The 18,006-nt window shown below is 61.9% G+C and carries 17 protein-coding genes; 15 read left to right on the top strand and 2 right to left on the bottom strand.

Translation table 11 applies throughout. The annotated features are described in order from the left end of the window. The first annotated feature begins 6 nt into the window (after nucleotides 1-6). Complete coding sequence (locus GEMMAAP_RS08950) at nucleotides 7-606, top strand: anthranilate synthase component II (protein ID WP_026850825.1); 600 nt, start codon at nucleotides 7-9, stop codon at nucleotides 604-606. Between the two features lie 44 nt (nucleotides 607-650). Here the strand turns inward: GEMMAAP_RS08950 and GEMMAAP_RS08945 are convergent, their stop codons facing one another. After that, the gene (locus GEMMAAP_RS08945; RefSeq protein ID WP_043581654.1) at nucleotides 651-1,595 is read right to left on the bottom strand and encodes a TerC family protein; all 945 of its coding nucleotides are present in this window, start codon (nucleotides 1,593-1,595) and stop codon (nucleotides 651-653) included. A 115-nt stretch (nucleotides 1,596-1,710) separates the two neighbouring features. On the opposite strand from GEMMAAP_RS08945, the gene kdsB reads away from it, so the two are divergent. The 14 genes from kdsB (at nucleotide 1,711) to dapF (ending at nucleotide 16,716) form a co-directional block, all read left to right on the top strand. Further along, nucleotides 1,711-2,484, top strand: coding sequence for a 3-deoxy-manno-octulosonate cytidylyltransferase (gene kdsB / locus GEMMAAP_RS08940; protein ID WP_053334540.1), 774 nt, complete (start codon nucleotides 1,711-1,713; stop codon nucleotides 2,482-2,484). A 42-nt stretch (nucleotides 2,485-2,526) separates the two neighbouring features. Further along, a complete protein-coding gene (gene pyrG, locus GEMMAAP_RS08935) occupies nucleotides 2,527-4,209 on the top strand; it encodes a CTP synthase (RefSeq protein ID WP_026850826.1) in 1,683 nt (560 codons plus the stop codon). Further along, entirely contained in the window at nucleotides 4,206-5,039 is an 834-nt protein-coding gene (kdsA, locus tag GEMMAAP_RS08930; RefSeq protein ID WP_026850827.1) for a 3-deoxy-8-phosphooctulonate synthase, read from the top strand. The genes pyrG and kdsA overlap by 4 nt, the downstream gene beginning before the upstream one ends. Further along, nucleotides 5,039-5,671 (top strand): KdsC family phosphatase, encoded by a 633-nt coding sequence (locus tag GEMMAAP_RS08925; RefSeq protein WP_053334541.1) that lies wholly within the window; start codon nucleotides 5,039-5,041, stop codon nucleotides 5,669-5,671. The genes kdsA and GEMMAAP_RS08925 overlap by 1 nt, the downstream gene beginning before the upstream one ends. A 32-nt stretch (nucleotides 5,672-5,703) precedes the next feature. Then, nucleotides 5,704-6,675, top strand: coding sequence for a KpsF/GutQ family sugar-phosphate isomerase (locus GEMMAAP_RS08920; RefSeq protein WP_053334560.1), 972 nt, complete (start codon nucleotides 5,704-5,706; stop codon nucleotides 6,673-6,675). Beyond that, on the top strand, nucleotides 6,672-7,247 hold the full coding sequence (gene lptC, locus GEMMAAP_RS08915) for an LPS export ABC transporter periplasmic protein LptC (RefSeq protein ID WP_082821194.1): 576 nt from the start codon (nucleotides 6,672-6,674) through the stop codon (nucleotides 7,245-7,247). The genes GEMMAAP_RS08920 and lptC overlap by 4 nt, the downstream gene beginning before the upstream one ends. Further along, entirely contained in the window at nucleotides 7,247-8,968 is a 1,722-nt protein-coding gene (locus GEMMAAP_RS08910; protein WP_026850830.1) for an LptA/OstA family protein, read from the top strand. Before lptC ends, GEMMAAP_RS08910 begins: the two co-directional genes overlap by 1 nt. Nucleotides 8,969-9,333: 365 nt before the next feature. Further along, nucleotides 9,334-10,170, top strand: a complete 837-nt coding sequence (gene lptB, locus GEMMAAP_RS21160) for an LPS export ABC transporter ATP-binding protein (protein ID WP_082821557.1) — start codon at nucleotides 9,334-9,336, stop codon at nucleotides 10,168-10,170. Beyond that, nucleotides 10,170-11,666, top strand: coding sequence for an RNA polymerase factor sigma-54 (gene rpoN / locus GEMMAAP_RS08900; RefSeq protein WP_043581656.1), 1,497 nt, complete (start codon nucleotides 10,170-10,172; stop codon nucleotides 11,664-11,666). Before lptB ends, rpoN begins: the two co-directional genes overlap by 1 nt. 39 nt (nucleotides 11,667-11,705) lie before the next feature. After that, nucleotides 11,706-12,737 carry a glycosyltransferase family 2 protein gene (locus tag GEMMAAP_RS08895; RefSeq protein WP_082821193.1) on the top strand — a complete coding sequence of 344 codons (1,032 nt, stop codon included), beginning with the start codon at nucleotides 11,706-11,708 and terminating at the stop codon, nucleotides 12,735-12,737. A 23-nt stretch (nucleotides 12,738-12,760) separates the two neighbouring features. Further along, nucleotides 12,761-13,966 (top strand): glycosyltransferase, encoded by a 1,206-nt coding sequence (locus tag GEMMAAP_RS08890; RefSeq protein WP_026850832.1) that lies wholly within the window; start codon nucleotides 12,761-12,763, stop codon nucleotides 13,964-13,966. Next, nucleotides 13,963-14,916: a lysylphosphatidylglycerol synthase domain-containing protein gene (locus tag GEMMAAP_RS08885; protein ID WP_026850833.1), complete on the top strand. Its 954-nt coding sequence runs from the start codon at nucleotides 13,963-13,965 to the stop codon at nucleotides 14,914-14,916. The genes GEMMAAP_RS08890 and GEMMAAP_RS08885 overlap by 4 nt, the downstream gene beginning before the upstream one ends. A gap of 175 nt (nucleotides 14,917-15,091) precedes the next feature. Continuing rightward, entirely contained in the window at nucleotides 15,092-15,856 is a 765-nt protein-coding gene (locus GEMMAAP_RS08880) for a polyprenol monophosphomannose synthase (RefSeq protein ID WP_238588200.1), read from the top strand. Next, nucleotides 15,856-16,716: a diaminopimelate epimerase gene (dapF, locus tag GEMMAAP_RS08875; RefSeq protein WP_053334543.1), complete on the top strand. Its 861-nt coding sequence runs from the start codon at nucleotides 15,856-15,858 to the stop codon at nucleotides 16,714-16,716. The genes GEMMAAP_RS08880 and dapF overlap by 1 nt, the downstream gene beginning before the upstream one ends. A gap of 601 nt (nucleotides 16,717-17,317) precedes the next feature. Here the strand turns inward: dapF and GEMMAAP_RS08870 are convergent. Further along, nucleotides 17,318-17,992 carry a tetratricopeptide repeat protein gene (locus tag GEMMAAP_RS08870; RefSeq protein ID WP_026850835.1) on the bottom strand — a complete coding sequence of 225 codons (675 nt, stop codon included), beginning with the start codon at nucleotides 17,990-17,992 and terminating at the stop codon, nucleotides 17,318-17,320. Nucleotides 17,993-18,006 lie beyond the last annotated feature (14 nt).

The following is an 18,006-nucleotide window of genomic DNA, read 5'->3' as shown; positions in this document are numbered from 1 at the left end:
CGCCTTATGCTGCTGGTGATCGACAACTACGACTCATTCACGTACAACCTCGTCCAGTATTTCGGGGAACTCGGGGAGGAGTTGGAAGTCCACCGCAATGATCGTTTGACGGTCGACGAAGTGGGCCAAATGGCACCGGACGCCGTTGTGGTATCACCAGGACCGTGTTCACCACGGGAGGCCGGGATCTCGGTAGACGTGATCAGGCGGTACGGTGGACAGATCCCGTTGCTTGGGGTGTGTCTTGGCCATCAGGCCATTGGCGAAGCGTACGGCGGCGACGTGGTGCGGGCCTCGCGGGTCATGCACGGCAAGATGTCCCAACTCGTCCACGATGGGACGGGACTTTTTGCCGATGTCCCGTCTCCTTTTGGCGTGATGCGCTACCACTCGCTGATCGTGAAGCGTGAGACGCTCCCCGATTGCCTGCACGTTACCGCGACGGCCACCGACGACGCCACGGAAATTCACGCGCTGCAGCATCGCGCGCATCCCGTGTGGGGGGTGCAGTTCCACCCGGAATCGATCCTCACGCAACACGGGCGCACGTTGCTGGTGAACTTCCTGCGCATGGCGCGCACCTTCCGTAGGGGAACCGCGGCGTAGTTGCAGACCGGCGCAATCCGCCGGCCGGAATCAACCGCACGTGGTCAGTGCTCGGTCGGGGTCTCACCCTTGGGCGGGATGAGGAGCGACAACACCACGCTGCCGATCAGCACGCCAGCCACGAGACCGAGCGAGACCCCAATGCTGATGGGCTGGATTTCCGACAACAACATTTTGGCGCCCACAAAGGCCAGCACGATCGACAGCCCGTACTTCAGCAAGTGAAACTTGCCGATGATGTTGGCCAGAACGAAATACATTGACCGCAGCCCGAGAATGGCAAACACATTCGATGTGTACACAAGGAATGGATTCCTGGTGACACCAAAAATGGCCGGGATGGAATCGACGGCGAATACCACGTCGGTGGTCTCGACGAGTGCCAGCACGACAAACAATGGCGTCGCCACCAGTTTCACGACGCCACCGGGCTCCAGTGCTTCCCGCACGAAGAACTTGTCGCCGTGGAACTTCGTGGTGAGCGGCATGAAGCGGCGGACCAGCCGGATGACCGGATTCTGCTCGGGTTCAATCTCATTCTCACCGCCGAACGCCATTTTGAAACCGGTGTAGATCAGAAACGCGCCAAAGAGGTAAATGATCCAGTGGAACTTGGCGAGGAGGACAGCGCCCGCCCCAATCATGGCGCCGCGCATCAGCAAGGCGCCCAGAATGCCCCAAAAAAGCACGCGGTGCTGCAGTTCCTGCGGAATCCGGAAGTAGCCGAACACCAGGATGAAGACAAACAGATTGTCTACTGATAGCGCCTGCTCAACGAGGTAGCCGGCATAAAACTCCAGCATCGCCTGTCGCCCCATGGCCTGACCAATCCACAGGCCAAAGCCGACCGCGAGGGTAATCCAGACCGCGCTCCAGCCGAGGGCTTCCTTGACCGAAACGGCATGGGGCTTCCGGTTGAAAATCCCGAGGTCGAGCGCGAGCAGGAAAAGCACCAGGGCGTTAAAGCCGATCCACCACGATGTGGGCATGCCGAAAGCTGAGAGAGACTGAAAACTGCACGGGCGCCCGTTTGCCTTGGCGCACCAAACGGGGTATCTTAATTGGCGTGAATTTTGCTGCAACCACGCCCCCACAAACTGGACAATGGCCGTCCTCGCGGTGATCCCGGCGCGCCTTGGCGCGACCCGACTTCCCCGCAAACCACTTCGCCTCCTGGGGGGCGAACCGCTTGTCGTCCGGGTCTATCAGCGGGTGTTCGCCCTCGGGGTTGCCGACCATGTGGTGGTAGCGACCGATCACGACGACGTCCAGGACGCGTGCCGGTCGCGTGGTATCCCGGTCGTCATGACCCGCCATGACCATCCCAGTGGCACCGATCGGGTGGCTGAAGTCGCCGCGCATCCGGACTTTTCCACCTTCGATGTCCTGCTCAATGTACAAGGGGACGAGCCCTTTGTGTCCCGCGAGGCCTTGGCCGGTGCGGTGCATGTGGTCGCGGCCGGTCGGGCGCCCATTGGTACCGCCGCCGTGCCGGTCACTGCGGAGGCGCTTGGGCAGCCGGATGTGGTGAAAGTCGTCTGCACCGACGAGGGGCTCGCGCTCTATTTTTCACGGGCACCCATTCCGTTTCTTCGTGATCCTTCGGATATCGCGCTCCTCACCCCACTCGTGCACCAGCATGTGGGGGTGTATGCGTATTCCCGGCCCGCGCTGCAACAGTGGGTGCTGTGGCCCCCACACCCGCTCGAACTCGTCGAACGCCTTGAGCAACTGCGTCCGCTCGCCCATGGCCTGGCCATTGGCGTAGCGCTGGTGCCCAGCGCCGACGGCGGGATCGACACCGAACACGACCTGCAGCGCGCCAACGCGCGCTGGGATCAGCTGTATACCGACACCGTGCCGACTGCGTCTGCCTGAGACGCATCGTTCCTGATATCTGCCCTCACCGGGAATCCGCTCATGTCCACTTCGCTCACTCCGACCGGTCAGACGTCCGCGCCGAAGTACATCTTCGTTACTGGCGGCGTCGTATCGTCACTCGGCAAGGGCATCGCTGCGGCATCGCTGGGACGCTTGCTCGTGGAACGCGGGTTCCGCGTCACCATGATGAAACTTGATCCGTACCTCAACGTCGACCCCGGTACGATGTCGCCGTTTCAGCACGGTGAAGTGTTCGTGACCGATGACGGCGCCGAAACCGATCTCGACCTCGGGCACTACGAGCGCTTTCTTGATCGTCCCTTGTCGCAGGCGAACAACATCACCACGGGCCGGATCTACTCGAACGTGATCACCAAGGAACGTCGGGGTGAGTATCTCGGCTCTACGGTGCAGGTCATTCCGCACATCACGGACGAAATCAAGAATGCGGTCAAGCGCATCGCTCCGGGCAACGATGTGGTGCTGGTCGAAATTGGCGGCACCGTTGGCGATATCGAGTCGCTGCCGTTCCTCGAAGCCATTCGTCAGTTCCGGCGTGAAGTGGGCAAGGAGAATGCCATTTTCGTGCATCTCACCTTGGTGCCCTACATCGCGGCTGCCGGCGAGGTGAAAACCAAGCCCACGCAGCATTCCGTGCGTGAGCTCATGGAAATCGGTATCCAGCCGGACTTCCTGATTTGCCGCAGTGAGAAGCCCCTGCAGGATGACGTCAAGCGCAAAATTGCGCTCTTCTGCAACGTGGACTTTGGCGCGGTCATTGAGAGTCCCGATGTGCCGACCATCTACGAAATCCCGCTGGTGTTTGAGCAGCAGGGATTTGCCGAACGGGTCATGGAACGGTTGCGCCTCAGTGCACCAGCTCCTGACCTCTCCGCGTGGCGCGCCATGGTGGGGCGCATCACCAATCCGCGTGAGCGCGTGAAGATCTGCGTCGTCGGGAAGTACACCGACTACATCGACAGTTACAAGAGCGTCCAGGAAGCGTTGATCCATGGCGGCATTGCCAACGACGTTGGAGTGGAACTGGCGTGGACGTCGAGCGATCTGTTCACCAGCGCCGAGAAGGCGCGCGAGATCCTGTCACAGTACCATGGGCTGCTCGTGCCAGGCGGGTTTGGCGTGCGCGGAGTGGAAGGCATGGTGGAAGCCATTCGCGCAGCGCGCGAAATGCAGTTGCCCTTCTTCGGTATCTGCCTGGGAATGCAAGTGGCCATCATTGAGTTCGCGCGCCATGTGCTTGGGCTGACCGATAGCCATTCCAGCGAATTCGCACCGGAGTGCGGCAACCCGGTCATTTCGCTCATGGACACGCAGCGTGAAGTGACCGACAAGGGCGGCACCATGCGACTCGGCGCTTACCCCTGCCGTTTGCAGCGCGGCTCCAAGGCCGCGGAGATCTATGGTCAGGCGGAGGTCAGTGAACGGCATCGCCATCGCTACGAGGTCTCCAATCGGTATCGCGAGCGCTTCATCGAGCAGGGCATGCGACTTAGTGGGTTGTCGCCAGATGATTCGCTGGTCGAGATGATTGAGCTGCCGTCGCATCCCTGGTTTGTGGGGTGTCAGTTCCATCCTGAGCTGCAGTCACGTCCGCTGCGCCCGCATCCGCTCTTTGCCGGCTTTGTGGCGGCCTCCGATCGCCGTCGTCGGGCCGAACTTGAGGCGTCGCAGGCGCCTGACCTCGCGCACGTCAACCAGTGAGTCCGGTGAGTCTCCCGCTCTTTTCCGCGGACCGCCTTTTCTTGATTGCCGGTCCGTGCCAACTCGAAGACGACACGCTCAATCTGCGTGTTGGCGAGGCGTTGGCTCGGCTCGCCGAGCACGTACCGGGCGGCATTATCTTCAAGGCCAGTTTCGACAAGGCCAATCGCTCCAACGTGGATGGAGTGCGCGGTCCTGGGCTGGAAGCGGGGCTGGCGGCGCTGGCACGCGTGCGGGCGGCCACAGGGCTCCCCATACTCACCGATGTGCACGACGCCGCGCAGTGTGCGCCCGCCGCGGAAATTGTGGACGTTCTGCAGATTCCCGCCTTTCTGTGCCGCCAGACGGATCTGCTCCTTGCCGCAGGTGCCACGGGCAAGGCGGTGAACGTGAAGAAGGGCCAGTGGATGCACCCTGAGGGAATGAAGGGTGCCGTCAGAAAGGTGGAGGCCGGTGCCGCCCTGGCTGGCCGGGAGACGGGAGCACTCGCGGTAACGGAGCGCGGCACCTTTTTCGGGTATGGCGATCTGGTCGTAGACATGCGGGCGTTTCCGCGACTGCGCGAAGCGTGCGGTGTCCCCGTCATCTTTGATGCAACCCACAGTGTGCAGCAGCCAGGCAAAGGGCAGGGTGGCAGCAGTGGTGGCGCGCGCGAGTTTATCCCGCCGCTGACATTCGCGGCCATCGCCGCCGGCGCCCAAGGATTGTTTCTGGAGACGCATCCGGAACCGGATCGTGCCCCCAGCGATGGCCCGAACATGATCCCGCTAGACGCACTGCCGGATCTGGTGCGTCGTGCGGTGGACATCTGGGATCGGTCCACGCGTTGATGTCCAGTGGCGAAGGGCTCCCTCCCCTCCTGATTCATCCGGCCCGCCTTGATGTCGCGCTGGCCAAGCGCATCAAGCTGGTTGGATTTGATGTGGATGGCGTGTTGACAGATGGCGGCTTGTATCTGGGAAGTGCGTCCCGGGATGGCGCGCACGTTCCATTTGAACTCAAGCGCTACGATGTACAGGACGGACTTGGTATGGCCATGCTGCGCGACTGTGGACTCAAGGTGGCGATCATCACGGGGCGTGTCTCGGAAAGTGTGGCCATGCGCGCCCGGGAGCTTCGGGTTGATGCCTGCATCCAGGACCCGCAGGCCCGGAAGCTTCCGGCGCTGCGCCGTCTTTGCACCGATCTGGGTGTCGAGCTCGACGAAGTCGCCTTTGTTGGCGACGATCTCCCTGACGTGGCGGTGCTGCGTGCGGTCGGGCTGCCCGTCGCCGTGGGCAACAGTACGCCAGAAGCCGCCCGGGCTGCTCACCTGCGCCTCAATGCCCGGGGTGGCTACGGTGCCGTTCGCGAATTTGCCGAGGCCTTGCTGTATGCCCGTGGGGAGTGGACGGATGCGGTGGAGCGCTATGTGAAGAGTCGCAGTGGGGATGCACACGAAGGATCGGAGGTGCCGCAGTGAGTCCCGGATCAGGGAGTGCCGCCACCCGGTCAATCGATGTGCACGACAGCGCCGTGTTGATCGAGCGTGGACGTCGTGTGCTGGCGCTGGAGGCGGAAGCGTTGCGCGCCAGTGAAGCCGCACTGGGGGACGCCTTTGTGCACGCGGTACGACTTCTGGCGGCCTGTACAGGTCGAGTGATCGTGGCAGGGGTCGGAAAGTCGGGGCTGGTCGGTCGCAAGATGGCCGCCACGTTTACCTCGACGGGTACGCCGGCCATGTTTCTCCATCCTGTGGAGAGTGTGCATGGTGATCTGGGCATTGTCGGTGCCGACGACGTGGCCATTCTCATCTCCAAGAGCGGAGAAAGCGACGAACTGCTGGGGCTCATCGAGGCGCTGGCGCGCTTGGGCGTGAGGCGGATCGCCATGACCGCGGTACCGTCGTCGCGGTTGTCGCGGTTGTCCGATGTCACGCTGGATTTGCTGGTGAGGGAAGAGGCGTGTCCGCATGACCTCGCTCCCACCACCAGCACGACGGTCACCATGGCACTCGGTGATGCGCTGGCGGTCGCGGTGTTGCAGGCCAAAGGATTTCAGGCGGAGGACTTCGCGCGACTCCACCCGGGTGGTGCCCTCGGGCGCCGCCTGCTGACGCGGGTGTCGGATGTGATGGTGCGAGAAACGCTTCCGGTGCTGGCGCGAACCGCCACCATGCGTGAGGCCGTCGTGTTGCTGGCGGAACGCCGGGGAATTGCGGTGGTTGTGGAACAGGGGCGGGTATCCGGGGTCGTCACGGCAGGAGATCTGACACGCCTGTTGGAGCGTCAGCAGGATGTCCTGTCAGTTCCCGTCGAGGCGGTCATGTCCACGTCGCCGCGCCTGGCTGAAGATCACGAATTAGGGAGTGCTGTAGTGCATCGCATGGAAACACACGGCATCATGGCCATGCCGGTTATTGACACCGCGGGGCAGCTGGTGGGTGTGGTGCACCTGCATGATCTCATGCGCGCCGGCGCGGTATGAGCGCGCGTCCAGGCCGTACGGCCCGTTTCTGGATGTATGGTGCCATCAGCGTGCTGCTGTTGGGCGGTGCGGCATGTCCCAAGAAGCCGGCCACCACCAAGCGGGCGCAGCGCTCCGCCATGCCCGACTCGGCAGACCAGATGGGCTTTGGCGTGCGGCACGTCCTGACCAACAGAGGCGTCAGCAATGGCGAGCTGTTGGCCGACACGGCATACATGTACGAAGACGGCACCCGGCTCGAAATGCGCCGGGTGAATATGACATTCTACACGGCGCAGGGCGTGAAGGATGGTGTGCTGACGTCAAAAACCGGCACGTACAACTCCCGTCTGCAGCGATTGGAGGCCCGGGGAGACGTCGTCGTGATTCGCGAAGATGGCAAGCGGTTCAGCTCCCAGCAGCTGGTGTTTGATCAAGTGCGGAACCAGTTCTTTTCCGACTCCGCCTTTGTCCTGAACGAACCCAAGCGCGAACTGTCGGGAATCGGCTTCGAATCGGATCCGAAACTCAACAATTTCAAGTGCCTCAAGAGCTGCAAGGGTATTGCACCGGTCCAGGTGCCCACCCGTTGATGGACACGCGTTCTGGCTTTTCCCCGGGCGCCCGTCGGGTCGTGCTGCTCACGTTGGTGGCGGTGGCGGCCAGCGTAGCGGGCTGTCGAGGAAGCCGTCGGCCGGCGCCCCCTGCCCAGGCGGCGCCGGTCGTTCCCCCGTCGGACAGTGTGAAAGTCGTGGCGCCAGACACGAGTCCCGCCAAGCCAGCGGCACCCGGGGCAGACAGTGCGGCCCTCAAGGCCAAGGCCGATTCGGTCGTCGCCGCCGACACGGTCAAGAAGCCGGTGGCCAAGAAGAAGCCCGCGGTTTCGCGCCCCTGCGTCATGGACTTCTCCGAATCACCGCCGGAGACCCGTTTGTTGTACAGTCGCATCTCCGAGAGCGTGTCCAACACGTTCATCGGGGGGGGATTCGTTGGCCATTGTCAGGGAGAGAACAATCGCCTGCGCGCCGATAGCGCGGAGCAGTTCCAGGCCGCGGGTATTGTGAATCTCTACGGCAATGTGGTGTACGAGGAGCCTCAAAAGGTGCAGATCACCGCCACCCATGCCACGTACTTCACCAAAGAAGGACGACTGTATGCTGACGGCAATGTCGTCGCGACGCAGTTAGCCACGGGCAGTACGTTTTCGGGGCCCAGTATTGAGTACTTCCGCAGCACGCCGGAGCGCCCGCAAGCCCGCTTGATTGCTCCCGCGCGCTCCATGGCCACGTTGATTGAGAAGGACAGTGCGGGCAAACCGCAGCCGCCCACCTACGTCACGGCGAATCGCTTTGAGGACGCCGGTGATTCCCTCCTGATGGCGTGGGGCGATGTGCAAATTGACCGTGAGAAGATCAACGCCCGGTCAGACTCCGCCGCGTTCGACAAAGTGTCGGAGTTGTCCCGGCTCATTCGCAGTGCACGCATCATCAACCGTGATACCGCGCAGCGATTCACGCTCGTGGGCGATACGATTGACATGTTCAGCACCGCGCGGAAACTCAATCGCATCGTGGCACGTCACAAGGCGATTGCGACCAGCACCGACCTGGTGCTGAACGCCGAAAACATCGATATGCGCCTCAAGGAGCAACAGCTTGAGGAGGCCTATGCCTTTGGAAAGGGGCGTGCCAAAGCCACCACGCCTCAGCAGGACGTACTGGCCGATTCCATGCGCATTCGTCTGGTCGATAAGGACGTCCGGGAAGTGCGCGCGATTGGCGATGCCATGGCGATTGGTACGCCCGACACCCTGAAAATGCGGACCAAGGACAAGGATCTGCTGCGTGGCGACAGCATTCTGGCCTTTTTCGACAGCCTAATAACCGCAAAACGGGACACAGCTCCGGGAGCCGCGTCCGACAGTGGCGGGGCGAAAGTGAAGGAGATCCGGGCGCTCGGCAACGCCAGTTCTCTTTTCCATTTTGCGAGTTCCAAAGGGCCAACCGCCCCCCCGTCCATCAACTATGTCCGGGGCGTCCGAATCTTTGTGCACTTCGATTCGGGTACGGTGCGTGATGTTCGCGTAGATTCCGCAGCATCCGGGGTGTATCTCGAACCGGCTCCCGATAGTCTATCCGACACCACCACGGCCAAAGCCAATAGGAATGGTGGCCGGGGACAGGGAAGTGGTCAGCCCGAACGTCCAGGTACCCCCGCACCACAGCCCCCCCGTCGTCCACCAGGCGGAGAGGCCCCCGAATCTCACGACTTCGCCCTTCGTCCACCGTCCGCAGCCCCCCGTCGCCGTCCATGACCGATTCGCCCGCCCCCCGTCCGACCGCCACCGCCAACGACGTGACGTCGCTGGTTGAGCGCGCCGTTCACGGTGATCGGTCACTCGCGATCATCATGGGTGCCGTGATCGATGAATCGGACATGACCGGAGCCGTGCCCCTGCACGCGGTCATTCGCCGGTACATCGAACAAAACAGCGACGGCCGTGCCCTCGCCCCGGACGAGGTGCGCAGCCATCTCCTGGCGGCACTGCTGCCCCGTCTGGCTTCCAGTGGCGTGATTGAACCCATCGAAGTGGACGACGCTGATCACGATCCCGCAGTCCGTGTCGTGTCTTCGGTTTGGCAGGCGCTCCAGCCCCATCGTGCCGAACTGGCACGGGCAATGCGCGCCACGGGTGAGCACCGCGCGGTGCAGGCGCCGGGGAATCCCAGGGCGGCAGTGCCCCCTGATGCGTCCGTCCTTTCGGCCGAAGGGCTGGTAAAGGTGTACCGCAGCCGTCGCGTGGTGAATGACGTGGCGCTGCGCGTTGCCCAGGGGGAGATCGTGGGGCTGCTCGGCCCGAATGGCGCCGGCAAGACCACCACCTTCTACATGCTCGTGGGGCTCATTGCACCGCAGACCGGGAAGATCAACCTCGACGGAACCGACATCACCAACATGCCCATGTACGAGAGGGCACGTCAGGGAATCGGCTACCTGTCACAGGAACCGTCCATCTTCCGCAAGCTCACGGTGGAACAGAACATTCTGGCCATCCTCGAAACGCTGGATCTCAGCGCGTCGGAGCGGAAAGAACGACTGGAAACATTGCTGGATGAATTGAGCATCAAGCACCTGCGACACAGTCGCGCGTTTCAGCTCTCCGGCGGAGAGCGCCGCCGCCTGGAGATCACGCGCGCCTTGGTCACGCAGCCCAAGTTCATGATGCTTGATGAGCCCTTTGCCGGCGTCGATCCCATTGCGGTGCACGATATCCAGCAGATCGTGGCCGGACTCCGCCACCGTGGCATCGGCGTACTCATCAGTGATCATAATGTCGAGCAAACCCTCGACATCGTCGATCGGGCGTACATTATGTACGATGGCGTCGTGAAAGTATCCGGTACGGTTCGTGAACTGGTATTTGACGACACCGTGGCGGAAATCTACCTCGGACCGACGTTGTCGGCCCGACTCCGTGCACGCTTCGCGGAAGCTGACGAGGGAGTACGGGCCTAATGAAAACCGGACTGCAACAAAACGCCGGCCTCCGGCAAGAGCTGAAAGTCAATCCTCGCCTGTATCAGGCGATGGATTTGCTGTACATGCCCCTGCTCGATCTCCAGCAGCATCTCAAACAGGAACTGCTCACCAATCCCTTCCTCGAGTTGGTGGAGCCTGAGGACGAAGACGACGATTCGTCCGATGCCGAAGACACCACGGCGGAAGCTCAGGATCTGGCCGAGCCGGAAACGACAACGGAATCAGAACCGGAGAAGACCGGTGACGATGACGTGGATTGGGAAGCCGTGCTGTTGGATGGTTTTGAAACCGGTGGCCAGCGCGAAGAACACGAGCAACGGGAATGGTATGAGCCCGTGACGGTTGCGACCAAGGATCTTTCGGATCACTTGACCGAGCAGCTGTCTCTCATTGAGCTCACGCCGCTGCAGGCGTTTCTTGCCGACGAATTTGTCGGCAACATCAACGATGACGGGTATCTGGCGTGCCCACTCGAGGAGATCCAGCGCGGTATCAACGAGCTCCTCACGCGTGAAGCCGAAGAGCGCGACCTCGACACCGACGCGCCCGGTTTCTCGGACGCGCAGATGCTGGAAATGCTGCAGATCATCCAGGATCTCGATCCCCCCGGCGTAGGCGCTCGCGACCTCAGGGAATGCCTGTTGCTGCAGCTGCGTGCAGCCGGTCAGCGCGAATCACTGGCGTACCGTTTGGTGGAAGAGGCCTTTGATGAGCTGATCGCCCACCGCTGGAGCGAACTCTCCAAGCGATTCGGAATCAGCGCGCAGGACGTGCAGAGTGCGCACGACGAGATCGCCAAGCTCGATCCCAAGCCCGGGCTGCGCTTCAGCGCCAGCAGCGACAATTACATCATTCCCGATCTCGTGGTCGACAAGATCGACAACGAGTATCACATCTTCCTGAACGACGGCAACCTTCCGCGTCTCAAGCTCTCCCGTACGTATCAGGAAATCGCCCGCGACAAGAAGAAGTTCGATACCGAGAGCAAGGACTTCATCGCGAGCAAGCTCAATTCCGCCAATTGGATGATCCAGGCAATTGAGCAACGGCGTCAGACCATGCTCAAGGTGATGCACTACATCGTTGATCGGCAGAAGGATTTCTTTGAGCGAGGGGTGCAGGCGCTCAAGCCGTTGACCTTGCGCGAGGTCGCCGAGGCCGTCGGCATGCATGAATCCACGGTCAGCCGCGTAACGAACGAAAAATTCGTACAGACGCCCCGTGGAGTCTTGCCCCTCAAGTTCTTCTTTTCGTCCGGGCTCTCAACCGCTGATGGTGACGACGTTTCTGCCCGAGGCATCAAGGATCAGATTGAAAAGCTGGTCGCTGGTGAAGACACCAAGAACCCGCTGACCGATCAGGCCATCGTCGAAATTCTGCAGCAGACTGGCGTCCAGATTGCGCGGCGCACGGTGGCCAAGTACCGTGACCAACTCGGCGTACTCCCCGCGCGTATGCGCAAGCGCGTCTGATCGCGGCTGTCCGTTCGCGCTGACCTCAGCACCACTGGTATGGCTGTTCGCACCCGTCCTTTCCCTGTCGCTGCACGAGCGGGCAACCGCCCCCTCGTGGACGTCAGTGTGCTCGTCCCGGCCAAGGATGAAGCCGGCAACCTCGCCCTGTTCCTCGAGTTGTGCGAGGTGATGATCAGTGCGCAGTCCGCGCAGTACGAAGTCATCGTGGTGGACGACGGGTCGAGCGATGGCAGTTGGGCGCTGCTGCAGGAGCTGCGGGAGCGATTTCCCTTCCTGCATCCCGTCCGCCATCGGGCCCAACGCGGAATCGCCGAAGCACTCCGTACCGGGTACCTGCATTCCCGCGGTCAGGTGCTGGTGTTTTATCCGGCCGACCTGCAATTCAAGCCGGAAGACATCCCAAGCCTGGTGGGTCCCATTCTCGCCGGCGAGTCCGAGATGGTAACCGGATACAAGCAGGGTAAGTATGAGAAGGCGTTTGTCTCGGGCATTTACAACAAGCTCAGTCGGACGCTCTTCCACGTGCCGGTGCGTGATCTCAATAACGTGAAGGCGTACCGTCGGGAGATCATGGCCGCACTGCCCATGCGTCCGGATTTTCATCGGTACATGATTGTCATGGCCGCCGCGCAGGGCTTTACGGTTACCGAAGTCCCCATTCCGCTGTACCCGCGGCATGCCGGGCGCTCAAAGTTTGGCCTGTCGCGCATTCCCATCGGTGTGCTGGACATGCTTGCCGTCTGGTTTGAGCTGCGCTTTGGTCAGAAGCCCTTGCTCGCCTTCGGGATGCTCGGCGTGGCCCTCTTTGCCCTGGGCGTACTCGCTGGATTCGGGGCCCTGGCGTGGCTGCTCATCTCCGGTCAGGGTCAGCGTTGGGCTTGGACCGTGATTCAGACGTGCCTCATGCTTGGCTCGATCTTTTTTGCGACAGGTCTTCTGGGCGAACAGATTGCCCAGCAGCGCTCCGAGGTGCGCGAGTTGCGCCGCGAGCTGGATGAACTGGCCGCTGGCCAGCAGGAGACGGACGAACAGGGACTCGCGCGCGCCACGGTGCGCGACGACGCCTGACGCCGCGACGTTCCGCGTCGCCAATGCGTGCGGCTCCGCGCGTCCTGTTTGTGACGCACAACGCGCCCCGGTTCCCCGGGGATGCCGCCGGTTCGTTTGTCCTCCGCCTCGCCGTTGGCCTTCGGCAACACGGGGCACGGGTAGAGATCATTGCTCCCGGCGCTGCGGGGCTCGCACCCAGCAGTGTCATCGAAGGGGTGCCTGTTCAACGCGTTCGCTATGCCAGCGACGAACGCATGACCCTCGCCTATACGGGGAACATGGCCGAGACGGTCATGGGGTCGTGGAGTGGGCGACTCGCCTTGCTGCAACTCCTCCGCGCCACCCGACGTGCCGTCCGTACCGCCGTGGACGACGCCCGCCGCGCCGGCGATCCGTACGACGTGGTCCATGTCCATTGGTGGTTCCCGTCGGGGCTCGCCCTGTGGGGAGGCCGACGCCCAGATGATCCCCCCATCGTGATCACGCTGCATGGATCCGATGTGCGATTGGCCGAGAAAAAGACGCTCGTGCACCCGGTCATGCGCGGTGTGCTCGGGCAGGCCGGGGCGCGTACTGCCGTGTCTACATGGCTGAAGGACATCGCCCAGCGCATTGCGCCAGATCGCGCGATTGTCGTGGCCCCCATGCCGGTGGACGCCCAACAGTTCCTTGCGCTCCCGCATCTTGACGCGCGGCAGGGCATCCTGTTTGTGGGCCGTCTCAACAGCCAAAAGGGGCTGGCCGACCTTCTCGCGGCGCTGGCATTCCCTTCATTGGCCGGCGTCACGTTGCAGGTCGTGGGCGATGGCCCCGACCGGGAAGCGCTGCAGCAGCAAGCCGCTCACCTTGGCCTGAACAGTCGCATTCAGTGGCATGGCACACTTCCTCAGCCAGCGCTCGCTCCGCTGTACCCATCGGCACGTGCCGTGGTGATGCCGTCGCGAGGTGAAGGCCTCGGCCTCGTCGCGGTGGAAGCGCAGCTGTGTGCCACCCCGGTCATTGCGTACAACAACGGCGGCGTCATCGACGTTGTACAACCTGAACACGGCGGCACCCTCGTTCCCACCGGGGATGTGCAGGCGCTGGCCTCCGCCATCGCGCAGGTCATCGCGAGCGAGAGCACCGTCGAGCGCCTCGGTATGCTGGCCCGCGCCGACATGCTGTCTCGCTTCACACCGCAGGCGGTATCCGCTCGCTACCTCGAGATTTATGGCGAGGCGGTCGCTCAGCAAACGAGGGGAACGTGAGCATTACCGGCGCCCTGCGCTCGCCCGCCTTCAGAGGGCTGTTGCTCCTCGTGACCTTCTGCTTCATTGGGTACACGCTCAGTACCCAATGGGCTGAGGTGCAGCAGTCCGCCCGGGCTCTCGATGTGCAGTGGGGGTGGATCGGTGCCGCCAGCGTGGTCGTACTGGCAACCTATGCGATGCTCATCCAAAGCTGGCGCATGCTCTTGGCGGGCTGGGGAGGGACGCTGGCGTATCCCGCTGCCGTTCGTATCTGGACCATTGCCAACCTGGGCCGATACCTCCCTGGGAAGGTCTGGTCTATTGGCGCCCTTGGTCTGCTGGCATCGCGTGAAGGGGTGTCCGGGCTTTCCGCTACTGGCGCCGCCATTCTTGGGACATCCCTGAATATTGGGGCGGGATTTGCCGTAGCGGTTATTACGGGCGCCCAGGGGTTGGATGCGATTTACCCGGGACTGCGCGCCGTCGCGATTGGAGTGGCGGTGGCGTTTCTGGTCGGCGTTGCCGTATTGCCCTTTGTCCTGCCTGCCATCCTTGACCGTTTCGCGCGCTGGCGAGGACTGCCGTTGGCCGAGCAGCATCTGTCCAAACGTACCGTCTGGCTCGCTGCCGGTATCAATGCGTTTTCGTGGATCAGCTACGGCATTGCGTTTGGATTGTTCGCCCAGGGGGTGACCCCAGGGATCGGTACAGATCCGGTGCTCTACATTGCCGTCTGGGCCACCTCGTACCTGGTCGGCTTTCTCGTGCTGTTTGCGCCAGGAGGGATTGGCTTCCGGGAACTCGCCATCAGTGCCTTTCTGGTCGGGATTGGAGCCGCAGGGCAGGGGGATGTCGCCATCTTGGGGGCGACGTCTCGCGTGTGGCTTACCGTGCTGGAAATCGCCCCCGGGCTGATCGGGCTCCTCCTGATGTCCCCATCGCAACGAGCGGGACTTCGGCGGCCGTAACGAACACCTGCGGGTGCCTGGTCGTTACTTTTGAACCGTCGGTCGGGTTTGGGGGAAGCTGATCAGGAACGAACCGCTTCCCCCAGGGCCGTTCGGGGTATGTATCAGCAAGTATGCACCAGGCGAGTTCGACCCCAAATTGTCGGGGTCGGCATTTGCCGGCCCACACTGCCTCATGATGACACGTATGAAGACCCCGGCACGTGGTGCCCTCGCTGCAGGAGAGCGGGGCATTGTGATCGTGCCTACCTATAACGAAAGCGAAAACGTCACGCGCATCGTGCCGCTGATCCTCCAACAGGATCCACGGCTCGATGTGTTGGTGGTCGACGACAATTCACCTGACGGAACTGGACGGCTGGCGGACCAGCTCGCCGCCGCCGACTCCCGGGTGCATGTGCTGCACCGGGCGGGGAAAGAAGGGCTGGGGCGCGCGTATCTGGCTGGCTTCAAGTGGGCGCTGGAACGGGACTATGCCTACGTCTTTGAGATGGACGCCGACTTCTCGCATGATCCCGCCCACCTTCCGGAGTTTCTTGCCGCCGTGAAGGATGCGGATCTGGTTCTCGGCTCTCGCTACCGCGATGGCAAGGTTACCGTCGTGAACTGGCCGATGACCCGTTTGATGCTGTCGTACGGTGCAAACATCTATGCTCGTGCCATTACAGGACTTCACCTCGGTGATGCGACCGGCGGCTTCAAGTGCTTTCGCCGACACGTGCTCGAAGCGATTCCGCTCGATAAAGTGCGATCCAACGGCTATGCCTTTCAGATCGAGATGAGCTTTCGGGCTTGGAAGCGTGGGTTCCGCATTGCGGAGATTCCCATTGTGTTTCACGATCGCACGGAAGGTGAATCCAAGATGTCCAAGCGCATCGTTCGGGAAGCCATCTGGATGGTCTGGCGGCTGAGGTGGTGGGGCATCTCAGGGCAGTATTGATGTCGTCACTCGCCGACGCGCTCCGGGGCATCGCCTTTGCCAAGATGACGGGCTCTGGCAATGACTTTGTCTTTTTCGACGGTCGTACCGTCCCGATCTCACTTGTCACATCACCTGAGGCAATACAACGTATCTGCAATAGGTATAATGGGATAGGCGCTGACGGCGTAGTCGCCCTAGAGCCCCTGTCGGGCGACGCGGATGTTCGGATTCACTATTTCAACAGCGATGGAACTCCCGCAGATTTGTGCGGAAACGCCACGCTTTGCTCAACGGCACTGTCCGCGGCGATTGGCCTGGCGAGCGCTGATGGGATGCGCCTGACGACGGGAGCAGGCCTTATCACAAGCCGAGTGCGTGGGTTGCCGGAGATTGATTTCCAGCCAGTCCACGAGATGACCAACGACATTGCTGTCCCAATGGCAGACGGCGAAACACGGGTTGGCTTTGTCGTCGCCGGCATCCCACATCTGGTCATCCTGACGGAAAACGCCGAAAACATTGATGTGGCCGTTCGGGGTCCCGGACTCCGCTGGCATCCCGCAACGGGCCCCAGCGGCACCAACGTCAATTGGGTGTCTCCACTGCCGAACGGCCAATGGCGATACCGCACCTTTGAACGGGGGGTTGAAGGCGAGACGCTGGCATGCGGGACGGGCGCGGTCGCCACGGCGGTCATGTTGGCGGAGTGGGGTCTCGCCAAGGAGGAGGTCGTGGGAATCCTCACCAGCTCCGGGAGAACCCTGGAGGTCCGGTTGCCAGCCGCTGCACCGACAAAGACCGGCATGCGAACGGACTACCGGCCCACGTTACGAGGAGAGGGGCGGGTGGTATATCGCGGTGTGATTGAGGACATCTAGAGTATCGAGAGGAGGGACATTCCTCGCCAGGCGGGCAGATGTCTCCCCAGACCACATACATAGAACGGCGCTCATCAGGGCGCCGTTTTTGTCGTCTGACGATGGAAATGGCGACACACCAACAGCTTCCGAATGCGTTACGGACTGTGCCCATGGGGGGCCAAGGGACCACGTGTTGGCAACCAGCCAAAATGATCGCAAATCCATGTGGACAGGTGGACAGTATTGCCATTCGTGAGCTGCCACCGACGGTACAGACGAATCCGGTAAACCCAAAGTATTGTTGAGCATACACTTACGATACATTCCCACATTTCCGGATGATTTCCACGGAAGTTTTTCCCACAGTTATCCACCAACACTAGTTTACATAACATGTATTATACGCATAAAAACAGACAATGCTCGCGCAATCACTGTTCATTTACTGCCATCTTTATGGCACGATACTGACGTCTTCCCTGTCCGCATTACCAAACAGCCACCGACTGCAGCTCATCCGAATTCGCCGGCGGCTCCCCTTCATCCGGAAAAACAAAAAAACGTCGGGCGGACACCACGAAGGTTGTCCGCCCGACGTTTACAATGTTCTCGCGTCTGCTTACCGCTTGGCGGCCAGTTCACCCAGGCGAACATTGGCTTCCTGCTGGATTGGCTCGCCATCCAGTTTGGCCAATTCTTCCCAGATCTTCCGAGCGTCGGCGTCCTTGCCAGCCGACATCAGGCTGCGAGCCTGGCTCGCCTGATACCCGTACTTGTCCGACTTGAAGGTCGAGGCCGCGGCAGCCTTCGCATAATGTTCGGCCGCCTTGCCAAGATCTTTCTTCTGCTCGTAGCCCGCCGCGATCAGCGATTCGAGACTCCCCTTGAAGTCGGCCGACGCGCTGCCGAGCGCCTTTTCGAGCGCCTTGATGCCATCGTCAGGCTTCCCCTGCTCGAAGAACACCTGCGCCAGCAACACCGCCGCCTGCTGCCCGGATGCCGTGCTTCCATACCGGGTGGCAACCTTCTCCAACTCCTTCTGGGCTTCCGGCAGCTTCCCCTGCACGTACGGGGTCTGGGCCGCATACAACGCGACCGATGCCTTTTCACGGGTGGATGCCGTGGAGCTGCGGTACACCAACACCGCGGCAGCTGCGACAGCTACGCCGCCAACCGCCATAAGGATCGGCTTGCTGTTCAGCTGGAACCACGTCGAGACGGACTCGATCGGGTCATCGCTCAGGGAGGCCGAAGAGCCGGCCGAAGTACCTGCGTTGCGGGTCGCCTGCGCCATACGGATTTGCCAAC

It is taken from the genome of Gemmatimonas phototrophica, from assembly GCF_000695095.2.
In the GTDB taxonomy this organism is placed as follows: Bacteria; Gemmatimonadota; Gemmatimonadetes; order Gemmatimonadales; family Gemmatimonadaceae; genus Gemmatimonas; species Gemmatimonas phototrophica.
The sequence above is the reverse complement of the archived record's forward strand: the minus strand, read 5'-3'. Positions and strand labels throughout refer to the sequence as shown.